A 12,568-nucleotide genomic window follows, 5' to 3' on the forward strand; every position below is an offset into this window, starting at 1 on the left:
TGTGATTAGCACAAGTCGTTATACTGGATCGTTATTTAGAATCGTAGGCTCGATATCGTCTTTTTTGCGGCGTTTTATTTGCGCCAAAATGACCCCACTGATCACCATGATACCGCCGATTAAGTGGTAAATATGCACGGTTTCACCCAGTGTTGTGGCTGCGAGCGTCACGGCGACCACAGGCAACAGATTCATAAACATTGCGCTGTTGTCTGCGCCAATGACATCAATCGATTTGATCCACATCCATGGCGCTGCAATCGATGCTGCAATCGATGCATAGAGGACAATGGGCATGGCTTCAGAAGGAGGAAGTAGCTGATCGCTCGTGAGCCAAATAGGGGCCAGCATAATCATTGAGGCGAAACCTTGCACGTAGATCGAGACGGTATTGGGCAGGTTCATCTTCCAACGCTTGAGCAATACACAGTATAAAGCATACGCAAAAGAAGCCACCACCATTAACGCATCACCCGTGGTTACGCTTTGCGATAAGAAAAACAGCATGTCCCCTTTGCCTAGCATGTAGGCCAATCCCACTAATGCGATTACGCCGCCCATAATACTATTGCGAGAAATCGGTTTCCCCAGTATTGGTACGCTAATAAAAATGGCAATCAATGGGACTAACGCACTGATTAGAGACATATTTGATGCTGTCGTCGTGACAGCCGCAAAATAACCACACGATTGGTTAATGACCATGCCAAGTAACCCGAGCACCGTGAGTTTGGCAAGATTCGGACGGATATCAGACCAAAGTTTGATGACCTTAGGTAAGCAAAATGGCGTTAAAATGGCGATGGCAAACAACCAACGATAGAAACTCATTGCGCTTGGCTCAATGAGAGATGCGGCCATTTTACTGGCAACAGCATTCGTACCCCAGATGAAAACAGTGAGTAGCGGTAGTAAGTAGATCATGTGAGGTTTATCGCATAGTTAGGCTGGCGGGTAGTTTGTCAGGTCTGTATAATTGCAAGTATCTATAAAACGACATTGTGCGCTCTAGGAAGACAAGTTTGAGAAAACCAGCCAAACATCTGCACCCGTCGTTATCGATCGATAAAGCGCCATCAGATGTATTTATGAATTTTGAGGCGTTTTTGTCGAACACCGAGACGCGTGTTCACAGCCATCCATGGGGTCAAGTTCAATTGATCAGTGGTGGCATTCTTGAAATGGAAGTTGAGGAAACTCGTTTTTTAGCCCCACCTCACCTAGCAATCTGGGTACCACCCGGCATTATGCACACCAGTTTTAACCGTAAGCCTTTGTCTTATTGCTCATTGAATGTGGCTTTGCATTTAACCGAAAACTTTCCAGATAAAACCAGCTTGATTCGTGTCACCTCAATCGCTTCCTCGATTGTGGATGATTTTCGCTCTCGACGAATTAATGTCGCTCAAACTGAGGCGGATAAACGCTTAGTTCAAGTATTGCTGGATCAACTTGCTACACGTGACACGCAGCATCACTTTCTTCCTTCTAGCGACAACAAATACATAGCGCCAATCCTTGCGGCAGTCGAAGAAGATCCGACCGATAACACCAGTTTATCGGAATGGGCAGAGCGGGTGCATACGACTGAACGCACATTAGCGAGGCATTGCCAATCGGAATTAGGAATGAGTTTCACGGAATGGCGCTTGCGCGTTCGTTACCTCTATTCAATGGAGCTATTGCAAAAGGGTCAGTCGGTGAAAGAGGTTGCCTTTACTCTCGGTTATAACCAAGCCAGTCCATACATTGCCATGTTTCGTAAGTACGCGGGTCAAACTCCGGAGCAATACAAAAGCAAACTGATCTATTAAGTCGGTTTACTCGACGTCGATAAAGTAGGTCGATTGTGACGATGGATTGAGGTAATGATACTGATCCAGCGTGAGATCTTTACTGTCCAATACTTTGCTAATGCTTAAGCCAAACTCGGCAATATTAATGATTGCCGCTTGGCCTCGAGGCACGTTCTGATCGTAAACCAATATGTATGGACTCAGTCGAGTTTCTTTATTGGTGGAAATCACCACTCCGATTTGGTGATCAGAGAGCTCAACAATCGTGCCTGGAGGATAAACGCCCACCACGCTAATCAACGCCATGATGTCTTTAACATCATGCTGATTACGGCACTTATTGTATAAGTAAGTTAGCGCATTGTGTGGGCTGCATGGGTTATCTAATCGGTTACAAAGATTATCGTAGGCATTGGCTAAAATGAGTATGCGTGCGAGTGGGTGAATCTCATCTTGGCTCAAGCCTTTTGGGTAGCCAGAGCCGTCGTTACGTTCATGGTGCTGCCCAATCAACGTTAATGCCGCGGCGGGAAACTGGGGGATTTGTGCGCTAATTTTCAGGCTTTTGTCTAAATGAGAATAAAGCCGTTTTCTATCATAGTCTTCCAGTGGTTCTGGTTTTGATAGCAAACTCACAGGCAGTTGAACCTTGCCGATGTCGTGATACAAAGCCGAGAAGGCCACTAATTGACACTGCTTAGCGTTAAAGCCTTTGGCCTGACATATCAACACCGACAATAGAGACACATTTAATGAGTGGTAATGCAGTCGACTGTAGCCGACGGAATCGTTCATCAAATGGATCGCACTCCCGCTTTCGCTACTGATGTTTTTATAGAGAAAGTTGACGATGGACAGCGATTTACTCACGCTTGGTTTTTCGCTCAGTTTGTCGAGTTCAAAGAGACCTTGGACATCGTTAAGGGTATTAGAAAATGCCTCTTTAGAACGAAGAATACGATCTTCAATCGCGGCAAATTGCTTACAACTCTCTTGCTTCTTCAGCCACATGTCGTGGATGGCTTCTTCTGTAATGGGTTCGCTCGGGATACTCGCGATCACTTCATCGGTAGTGTTTTGATTTAGAGGCTCAATCGGTTCGTCACTCACGTCACTTTTGAGAGCATTGATCGTGATCGTTTTAATGCCGAGTTGCTTGATAATGCTTAATTGTTCATCATTCTTTATTTTGAATGAATTGAGTAAAAAAGGGTGTTGGCCCCACTTCAGTGGGAGATAAACATAGTGGCCGATATGCAGTTGGTTTATATCAAGTCTTACTTTCATGCTCGTTTCATATCAAGAATTAAAAACATTACCCTATCAACCGATGAAATTTTCCGAGCCGCGATAAGCGCGGATCTTGAATTCGTGCTGGGTGAATTCGTTTTCGGTATTAAGGGTTTGTATTCTCGATAAAAAGTGCTCGAGAATGACCGATTCGAGCCAGACTGTACTCTTGAGTCAGACATATTTCTATCTTATCTCACCGGAAAGTTGATATTGGTAGGTTCTATTGCGCTTTCCTTAATCATGTTTGGTCATGTTTGGTCAAAGAGGCCGTGGTGATGGCACTTTAGAATGACATGACAGCGGTATTACTTGGCGTAGAACGGCACTAATCTGCACTCTTAAAGATAAAGAGTCCCCATCATTGCACCGATATGACGGGTGTGACGTAGAAAGCTATATGAAAGGATTTAAATCGGATCTTGCGACCAAGATTTGCCCTGTGTGTCAGCGGCCTTTTTCTTGGCGTAAAAAATGGCAACGCAATTGGGCGAACGTTCTCTATTGTTCTCAGCGATGCCGTCGAGCAAAGAAGCCAGCAAGTGATGCAAGTTAACGCGACTTCGCCATGCTTCTTTTACTGTGCCTCTTTTACTGTGCCTCTTTTACAAGGTCTCTTTTAAAGTGTCTTTTTTAAAGAGTCTCGAGGTTGTTGATGTAGTGTTCGGCGGTGTCTAGAATCGCGTCTTGGACTTGTGGATCGGTACGATCCCAAGAGCGATAAATCATGCCAATGCGTGGGTTGTTAGCAAGGCGCTCGCGATGTTTGTGCATGAAGCGCCAGTAGAGGCTGTTTAATGGGCATGCCCCTTCGCCGCTCCGTTGTTTAACGTCGTAGTGGCATCCTTTGCAATAGTCACTCATCTTGTTGATGTAAGCGCCACTTGCCGCATAAGGTTTGGTGCCGACGATACCGCCATCGGCAAACAACGCCATGCCGCGAGTGTTGGGCATTTCGACCCATTCAATCGCATCGACGTACACACTCAAATACCATTCATCGACTTGGTCGGGGTCGATCTCAGTGATCAAGCAAAAATTCCCCGTCACCATCAAGCGCTGAATGTGATGCGCGTAAGAATAATCGAGCGATTGAGAAATGGCGTGATGTAAGCACGACATCTTGGTTTCACCATCCCAGAAGTAATGGGGCAAAGTGTTATGAGCTTCAAGCGCATTTAACGTCTGGTAGTTAGGCATATTGGCCCAATAAACGGCTCGAATATACTCTCGCCACCCGAGCACTTGGCGTACAAACCCTTCCACTTGAGCGATGTCGATATCACTGCGTTGACGATAGGCGGCCAGCGCGGCCTCAATGACTTCGGCGGGAGTGAGCAGTTTACTATTGAGCGAAAAGGAAAGTCGGCAGTGATACAAACTCCATTTGGCGTCATGGTTTTCTGTCATGGCATCTTGGAAGCGACCAAAGAGCGGCAAGCAAACTTGGCAGAAATGGGCGAGTAAGCCCAGACTTTGTGAACGATTAATTGGCCAAATGAGCTGCTCGCCGATCGTGCCAATGGTCTTGATATTGTGCTGTTCAAGCCGCTGGATAACCTCGTGGGTTTCAGATCCAAATAACAAAGGCTGCGGAAGTTGCTCAATGTCTTTTGGTTTGAGCTTAATGCGATTGTTCGCGTCGAAATTCCATTGACCCCCTTCGGGCTTTCCCTCTTGAATTAGGATGTTGAACCGCTTACGCATCCGGCGATAAAAATGCTCCATCATAATGTGTTTTTTCGCGGGGAACTGTTGTTCAATTTCGGCAAATGGCAGCATGAAGTGTTCGCTATCAACGCAGTTCGTTACCACTTGAGTGCGCGTTTGGTCGGTTTGGCAAGCTTGTGCATCGTCGCATGTCTCACTCTGTTGTACCGGCGGTAATGTCAAATTGGCCAGCTGTGCTAATAACCGATACTCATCCGGTCGTTGATACTCAAAAATGCGGGCATTCACTTCCGTAACATAGTGTGCAATCAAAGCGGGAAGATCCGTAAAATGCTGAGTATCGTCTAAGGTCAAATACAAGACATGATGGCCTTCTTCTTGCCGTTCATGGGCAAATGCCTTCATGGCGAGAAAAAAAGCGCATACTTTTTGGATATGGTGGGGAGTGTAAGTCGCTTCTTGATGCAGTTCGGCGATCACATATAAGGTTGTGTCATCCACACGAGAAAACCAGCTGTGCTGAGCGTTGAGCTGATCGCCCAAAATAAGTCGTACACGAGTGTAGTGCATTACAATGATTCCTCGTTGCTCATTGGATGACAGATGGGCCAATCGACCATATCGACACTGTTTAACTGAGCCGCGGTACAGTGCCCTTGCCAGCGGTCAATGAAGACAAAATTAGCATCATATTGCTGGGTTTGTTTGTCGAGATCGAAACGGCGTGAGCCACGTGGATCGGCCCCAACCCCCGCAAGGTATTGCCAGTTTCCCCAATTTGATGCCACGTCATAATCCACGAGTTGCGTTTCAAAATAGGCCGCGCCATAGCGCCAATCAAGTTGCAGTTCATGGATCAAACAACTGGCCACAATTTGTCGACCACGGTTGGACATGTAACCGGTTTGCTTCAGTTGATGCATGCAGGCATTGACGATGGGAAAAGGCGTTTCGCCTCGTTTCCATTGCAGAAAGCGTTGAGCATAAAAACTGGTGAGGGGCGCGGAGGACTTGTTACCCGCGAACTGAAACAGTGAGGTTTTATTTTTTAGTGCAGACCAATAAAAATACTCCCGCCAGAGCAGCTCAAAAGAGATCCAGTAGGTGGAATCATTCGCGCCATATTGACGCTCGTGCTCCGCTAATCTGGCAAGGACGGTACGGGGCGATAAGCATCCCAGCGCTAACCACGGTGACAGCTTGGTTGAATAATCCATGCCATCTAAGTCGTTTCTGGTTTGCTTGTACTCTTGGGGTAAAGAGGAAGCGAAGTAACGTCGAGCATGCGCGAGCCCGGCTTGTTCTCCGCCGTCAAATAGCGCTGGTGGAGAATCGCTCACCTCTTGGTATTGAGCGAGATCGTCAGCCTGAATGGTATTTTCAATGTGCACATCGAAGGGCTTGGGTAGACCGGATAGTGGGGGGGCGATGTTGACGGGTAACTGGGGCTGCGCTTCCATTTGTTTGCGAAACTGGGTAAATGTTGCTGGCAGCGAAGCGAGTGAAAATGGCAAATCGGCCTTGCGATATAAACTGTGCACATTGTCTTGCGTCATCACCAAAGAAGGGAAGGCCACTTCGAGCTGCTGCCAAATATGGCGTTCATCGCTCCCAGCGAAATAATCACCGTAAAGATGAGTGACTGGGTATTGTTCAATGATGTTTGCCAAGGTCTTCAGAGGCGGCTCTGTCGTGACAACCAATCGTTGGCCTAAGGCGTTGAGTGATTCGCTGAGGTCGTATAAGGATTGAGAGAGAAAGCGTAATTTTGCTGCACCAAATTGATTTTCTTGCGTGTAGTGAGTGAGAAATCGGGTCATATCGGGCATGCAATAAAGGCAAATGAGCATGTCAACTTCTTGCGATGCGCGCTGTAAAAGCGGGTTGTCATCAATACGTAAATCTTGCGTAAACCAATATAACCCTATTTTTTTCGTCACGTTATGCTTCCTAATTCATCGTCTTTTTAGGTGGTTATTGTTACGGAAAACGGCGTCGAACGATCAGCGAGAGTCTCTCTTCCTCTGCGCTTATTGTATCTAAAATCTATAAAGTCATTCTTTGGTCGTGGTGATTATCAACAAAAACTATAAAGTATTATCACCATTATCGGTATTGTTGTTGCCTGAGATGCACGCTAAATTAACGTCATCACCACGGACTTTCTTACCCGCCGTCATACAATGAGAGGGTAATTGCGAAGCTTTGCTGCATCTTCAAGTTGTTTGGGTAAAGCATAATTTATTGGAGCCTTTCATGAACAAAACGATTTTAATTACTGGCGCAACAGATGGCATCGGTTTCGAAACAGCAAAAGTACTCGTTGGCCTGAATCATCACGTGATTGTGCACGGCAGAACGCCAGCGAAAGTGCAAGACGTTACGCAGCAGCTACAAGCACTAAACGAGACGGTTCGTGTGGACTCGATTGTGGCCGACCTTTCCGATCTCACGGCGGTGCGTAACATGGCTCACGAAGTGGGTGAGCGTTTTGAATCGCTTGATGTGCTGATTAACAATGCGGGTGTCTATACGTTACCGGTAACGAAGGGGGCGGGTGGCCTAGACGTTCGTTTTTTGGTGAACACCATTGCACCCTACATGCTGACAAAAGCCTTACTGCCAATGCTAAAGCCAGAAGGACGAGTGGTGAACCTTTCTTCTGCAGCGCAAGCCAGTGTCAACCTTGATGCGTTAGACGGTCAACGTGCGCTCGGTGATTCTGATGCTTACGCACAGAGTAAATTGGCGCTCACAATGTGGTCACGTTTTTTAGGTCTACAACAGGCAAAAAACGGCCCGACCGTGGTGTCTGTTAACCCGAAATCATTCTTGGGCAGCAAGATGGTTAAAGATGCTTACGGCGTGGATGGCGGTGATTTGTCACTTGGCGCTGATATCTTAGTACGAGCGGCGTTGGCGGATGAGTTTAGCCAAGCGCACGGCTTGTATTTTGATAATGATATTGAGCGTTTTGCTCAGCCACACCCAGACGCATTAAATGAAGGCAAAGTGGCGCAGGTCATCGCGCACATTGATCGCTTGATTGTGTCACTGGCGTAACAACGAGCCGTGACTCTCTGCTTGCTTGATTTGTTATGTGGGTAGAGAGCATCACCTTAGATAGCTCTAGTTCGATATCGAACAATTTATATCGAACAATTGATATTGAATTCGTGTTGAATAAAAAAGAGAGCCGGCGGAGATCGCGGCTCTCTTTTTTCGTTCAAACAGACTTGTTTCTGTTTGATAATCTCAATCTGATAGCGCGATTACGCGTTCAAATGATGAGTGATGACAAAGTCTAAACCACCGGTAATGGCGGCAACTTGCGCTTGATTACATTCAGCGTCAGTCACTTTCGGGCTGTCTGGATACACTTCCGTCGTGGTGTGGAATAGGCATTCCGTTACACCGCCACATAGGCCAAGCTGTTTCATTGGGTAAAGGATTACGCCTTCTTGCACTACCTCAGAACCAATGATCTCACCGTTCTCATCTGCCGGTGCAATGTGCGTCACTTTCGCTACTGAGGCAATGATCGCCGCTTGAAATTCTGGTTGAGGGTTTAGCGTGTCACCGACGGTGTAGAAACCATCAGGAATGGTGTCAGCGTCGTACTCTACGCCATCGCGAGCGGCCAATGCAGGTCTAAATTCTGATTCGTCAGTATCGGTCGTTTCGTGTAAATCAAAGTGCACCAAGAAATCACCAAGACTCGCCACTAATTGACGCAACGCTGCCGATTCTTCGGCTGGCGTGTCTTGATAGAACGAGCGGTTTGGATCCGTCGCTAGGGCGTTCCAACGGTTGATCGTTTCATAACCCCAAGGGCTCACGCATGGCGCGATCGCGATATTAAAGGTTGCGCTGTATTGTTCCGCTTTTTGCGCAGCAAATTCTAGCGCGCCTTGAACTCCGCTTGTTTCGTAACCATGCACACCACCCGTAATTAATACGCTTGGTTTGTCTTGTGACCAGTTTTTGCTTTTTATGCAGTAAAGCGGGAAGCGGTCGGCGTCATAAGATAATGCGCCATATTGTTCAACATCAAAGCGCTCTTTCAGTGCTTCAATTTTAGGTAATACTTCTTCGCTGTATAGGCGTTTGATTGTGGTTTGCTCACGCCATGCTTGGCGTTCAGCATCACCCCATTTTTGGCCTGGAGTGCCGATTGGATAAGTGTCGTTTACTGTCATCATTCGCTTCTTATTTGATGGGAACAGAATGAGCATAGCGAGGTGAAAGATAGCGTGCAAATGGAATTCTGAATAAAAACGAAAAGCGAACATTTGTTGTGCGCAAAGAGGTCTCCGAAGATTGTCTTTAACGGTTGTTCGTTGATCTTTTGGAGTGTTTTCAGCCGCCTTGGCTGCCTACGCCGATTGACTACGCCAAAGGAAATGCGTTAGAGGGTGACGTATTTGATGGTGTGTGGCATATAATGAGTCATAAAATACGACACGTGGTGTACGCCGCAGAAGGATGTCGAGTCAATGAATGGAGATCGCGCAATATGAGTCATGTTAATCATACGGATGTTATTTTACATGCCTTTGATTGGCCGTATTCGCTGGTGGAAGAGTACGCACAGCAAATCTCAGATTTAGGGTATAAATCGGTACTGATTTCACCTGCAATGAAATCATTATGTCTTGAAGAAGGGACACCATGGTGGCAGCGTTACCAGCCGCAAGATTATCGTGTCGTGAGTAATCAGTTGGGTGACCTTTCATCATTGAAATCGATGTTAGTGGCGTTGGAAGAAAAAGGCATCCACCCATATGCAGACGTTGTCTTTAACCATATGGCCAATGAATCTGATATTCGAGATGATCTTCAATACCCAAGTGAAGAGGTATTGACGCACTATCAACAACATCCGTCGTATTATCAAAATCAGGCCTTATTTGGGGATTTGAACACGCCTTTATTTACCCATGACGATTTTGTGGCGGCATTTGGTATTTCTGACTGGCGGGATAAATGGCAAGTGCAACATGGCCGTTTGGTTGGGAGTGAACAAGACCCTGGCCTACCAACCTTGGCGGCGAATGCACATGTGATCGCCCAACAACGCGCTTACTTAGTGGCACTGAAAGAGCTTGGATTTAAAGGCTTTAGGATTGATGCCGCTAAGCACATGACGTTAGACCATCTCGCTGAGGTGTGGAGCGAGGATATATGCCAAGGTGTTCACGTCTTTGGTGAAATCATCACCGATGGTGGCGCAAGCAAGCAGGAGTATGAAACGTTCCTTGAACCCTACTTAGCCAACACAATGCTTGGCGCTTATGATTTTCCATTATTTCAAACGCTTTTCGATGCCCTGCAAGCGACCGGCAGTTTAACCAGCTTGGTTGACCCGTACAGTATCGGACAAGCCTTAGCCGAAAACCGAGCGATCACCTTTGTGACGACTCATGACATCCCGAATAATGCCGTGTTTCAAGGGTTAGTTTTAGAGGAAGCGTTAGAGATGCTGGGGTATGTGTACTTATTGGGCCGCGATGGCGGAGTCCCTTTGATATACAGCGATCTTAATCCCGCGCGCAGTGATGACCCACAAAGTGATGCTCAATCACAACATCGTTGGCATGACACATGGCAAAGCCAGTCAATGAAGATGATGATTCAGTTCCACAATCAAATGCATGGTTTACCCATGATAACGCTGAGCTCATGTGCTGAAACATTGGCGTTTCAACGCGGAGAAGAAGGGATCGTATTACTCAATAAGTCTGATAAGCAGCAGCGCTTTGAGTTGCCGATTAGCGGTGTCTGGAGTGATTTACTCATGAACAGCCAATGTGAAGTGAGAAACGACACACTGGTTGTTGCCGTGCCACCTTGCAGTGGCGCGATGCTCGTTTTAGAGTCTTGCGAATAGCGGCGAAGTATTATTCGCCAGCAATCGTATGGTAAAGAGCACGGAAAGCATCGACATTTCCTGAAAACAAGTCATTGATAACTTTGACTTGTGCTTGGCCTGAAAGTAGGCGTTTTCGCGCTTCACGGACACGCAATGTGACTTGCACATCTTGAGGCAAGTCACCGGCTTGATCGGGGTGCCATTGTGAGACTTGTTGACTGAAACTATCGAGAGTAAGCGTTGGTGAGCAGTCAGTCAGTTCTTTTAATAGAAGATTAAGTAACTCAACTTTCGCTAAACGTTCATCTGGCATTTGCGCTAAACGGTTGATGATGGCTTGTGACAGCTCATTCAGTTCAATATAACCCGCTTGTTTCGGCAGCGGTTGTGCGACGCGGCAAGAAACCTCCGTATGCTGAACACGAGTTTGTGGCAAGCAACAAACAGACGCAAGGCAATCAAAAGGTAGCCATATCGCTTGGCCTTCTTTTACGGCATATTCATGCTTTCCCAACCGGACTAATACCAATCCACATTCGACGGTCAGCAATGTGTGCTTCAGCAGCTTCTTTCGAGGTGTGATGGATAGAAATTCAATATTCGTCGTCTGATGAGAAATAGAGTAGTGCATGGAATGGCTCGATAAATATGGGGCGCTAAGATTACCGTTTCTTCAGTTAAAAAGCCATGATCAGCATCGGTTGTCACCCCTACAAATTTGTCGTTCTGGTCTGACCTTACTGAATATGTGTGTTCTAATGCTGCTAAGAATCCATTCTATGCGTAGAATGGCCCGCGATTTGTGACTAATTTAGACTGAAATGACTGAGAATACTGATCCTTATATTGAAATTCGTCCTTATAACAATGACGAGATTCCAGCGGCAATTGACCGCTTAATTCAAGATGAAGAGTTTATCTCTGCGATCTTGCAACATCGATTCTCAAACCATGCCGCTTGGTTTAAAACCCTAATGGCGCCGATGGTTAAAGTGTATTTGAAATTCAAGTGGGCAAAACTCAACTCTATTGAAGCGATTCAACTGGAAGTGAAAAAGTATTTGCAGCAAACCCTGAATAGCACGACGCAAGGCGTGACCTACAGTGGTTTAGAGAAATTGGATCACAATACGGCTTATCTCTTTGTGTCCAACCACCGTGATATCGCCATGGATCCGGCATTGGTCAATTTTGGTTTGTATCAAAGTAACCACAAAACGGTGCGAATCGCGATTGGCGATAATTTACTGAAAAAGCCTTGTGCGACCGAACTGATGCGCCTAAACAAAAGTTTTATTGTGAAGCGTTCAGCGAAAGGCCCACGAGAGATGATGAAAGCCCTCGGAACGCTTTCTTCTTACATTAAACACTCGTTAGATACAGGCAATTCTATCTGGATTGCGCAAAGAGAAGGGCGAGCAAAAGACGGCAATGATGTCACGGAACCTGCAATCTTAAAAATGTTCCACGTTGCTGGCCGAAAAGACAAAATTGAATTTGGCCCCTATATTCAATCATTGAATATTGTGCCGGTTTCCATTGCTTATGAAAATGACCCGTGCGATGTGGCAAAAGCCAGAGAGCTCTATGAGAAACTGGTGAATGGTCGCTATGAAAAAGGCGAATTTGAAGATATCGAAAGTATCATCCAAGGTATCGTTGGGAATAAGGGCCGCGTGCATGTTGCGTTTGGTGACGTCATAGACCGTGAGTACGCCACACCTGATGCATTAGCCTCTGAGATTGATCGTCAAATTCACGCTAACTATAAACTGTTCCCAATGAACAAGTTGGCTGCTGGAGATGAAACGGTGGATGAAGCTGTGAAAGCGCAATTGGCTGAAAAACTGAATCAATTGCCAGAAGGTGCACACTCATTCTTAGTGGACAGTTATGCCAATCCGGTGCGAAACCAAGCATAACGAAGAACAAGTCGAAT

At 46.3% G+C, this 12,568-nt stretch carries 11 protein-coding genes; 5 read left to right on the top strand and 6 right to left on the bottom strand.

Annotated elements, in window-relative coordinates; all coding sequences use genetic code 11:
- Positions 1–18 precede the first annotated feature (18 nt).
- Positions 19–924, bottom strand: a complete 906-nt coding sequence (locus OJ16_RS17595; RefSeq protein WP_040992559.1) for a DMT family transporter — start codon at positions 922–924, stop codon at positions 19–21.
- A gap of 98 nt (positions 925–1,022) precedes the next feature.
- Here OJ16_RS17595 and OJ16_RS17600 point away from each other — a divergent pair, with 98 nt between their 5' ends.
- Positions 1,023–1,814: an AraC family transcriptional regulator gene (locus OJ16_RS17600; protein ID WP_040992560.1), complete on the top strand. Its 792-nt coding sequence runs from the start codon at positions 1,023–1,025 to the stop codon at positions 1,812–1,814.
- 6 nt (positions 1,815–1,820) lie between these two features.
- On the opposite strand, the gene OJ16_RS17605 is transcribed toward OJ16_RS17600, so the two are convergent.
- Positions 1,821–3,083, bottom strand: coding sequence for an HD-GYP domain-containing protein (locus OJ16_RS17605; protein WP_040992561.1), 1,263 nt, complete (start codon positions 3,081–3,083; stop codon positions 1,821–1,823).
- Between the two features lie 403 nt (positions 3,084–3,486).
- Here OJ16_RS17605 and OJ16_RS19850 point away from each other — a divergent pair, with 403 nt between their 5' ends.
- Positions 3,487–3,642 (top strand): DUF2256 domain-containing protein, encoded by a 156-nt coding sequence (locus tag OJ16_RS19850; protein ID WP_082030272.1) that lies wholly within the window; start codon positions 3,487–3,489, stop codon positions 3,640–3,642.
- Positions 3,643–3,719: 77 nt separating this feature from the next.
- Here the strand turns inward: OJ16_RS19850 and OJ16_RS17610 are convergent, their stop codons facing one another.
- Both OJ16_RS17610 and OJ16_RS17615 read right to left on the bottom strand, forming a co-directional pair.
- Positions 3,720–5,327, bottom strand: a complete 1,608-nt coding sequence (locus tag OJ16_RS17610; protein WP_040992562.1) for a cryptochrome/photolyase family protein — start codon at positions 5,325–5,327, stop codon at positions 3,720–3,722.
- A complete protein-coding gene (locus tag OJ16_RS17615; RefSeq protein ID WP_040992563.1) occupies positions 5,327–6,697 on the bottom strand; it encodes a DASH family cryptochrome in 1,371 nt (456 codons plus the stop codon). Before OJ16_RS17615 ends, OJ16_RS17610 begins: the two co-directional genes overlap by 1 nt.
- A gap of 316 nt (positions 6,698–7,013) precedes the next feature.
- Between OJ16_RS17615 and OJ16_RS17620 the strand changes: the two genes are divergently transcribed.
- Positions 7,014–7,820, top strand: a complete 807-nt coding sequence (locus OJ16_RS17620; RefSeq protein WP_040992564.1) for an SDR family NAD(P)-dependent oxidoreductase — start codon at positions 7,014–7,016, stop codon at positions 7,818–7,820.
- 209 nt (positions 7,821–8,029) lie between these two features.
- On the opposite strand, the gene OJ16_RS17625 is transcribed toward OJ16_RS17620, so the two are convergent.
- The gene (locus tag OJ16_RS17625) at positions 8,030–8,956 is read right to left on the bottom strand and encodes a M14 family metallopeptidase (RefSeq protein ID WP_040992566.1); all 927 of its coding nucleotides are present in this window, start codon (positions 8,954–8,956) and stop codon (positions 8,030–8,032) included.
- Positions 8,957–9,273: 317 nt separating this feature from the next.
- On the opposite strand from OJ16_RS17625, the gene OJ16_RS17630 reads away from it, so the two are divergent.
- On the top strand, positions 9,274–10,647 hold the full coding sequence (locus OJ16_RS17630) for an alpha-amylase family protein (protein ID WP_040992567.1): 1,374 nt from the start codon (positions 9,274–9,276) through the stop codon (positions 10,645–10,647).
- Positions 10,648–10,657: 10 nt separating this feature from the next.
- On the opposite strand, the gene OJ16_RS17635 is transcribed toward OJ16_RS17630, so the two are convergent.
- The gene (locus tag OJ16_RS17635) at positions 10,658–11,260 is read right to left on the bottom strand and encodes a hypothetical protein (protein ID WP_040992568.1); all 603 of its coding nucleotides are present in this window, start codon (positions 11,258–11,260) and stop codon (positions 10,658–10,660) included.
- A gap of 190 nt (positions 11,261–11,450) precedes the next feature.
- Here OJ16_RS17635 and OJ16_RS17640 point away from each other — a divergent pair, with 190 nt between their 5' ends.
- Positions 11,451–12,551 carry a 1-acyl-sn-glycerol-3-phosphate acyltransferase gene (locus OJ16_RS17640; protein ID WP_040992569.1) on the top strand — a complete coding sequence of 367 codons (1,101 nt, stop codon included), beginning with the start codon at positions 11,451–11,453 and terminating at the stop codon, positions 12,549–12,551.
- Positions 12,552–12,568 lie beyond the last annotated feature (17 nt).

Source organism: Vibrio renipiscarius, from assembly GCF_000827885.1.
Lineage (GTDB): Bacteria > Pseudomonadota > Gammaproteobacteria > Enterobacterales > Vibrionaceae > Vibrio > Vibrio renipiscarius.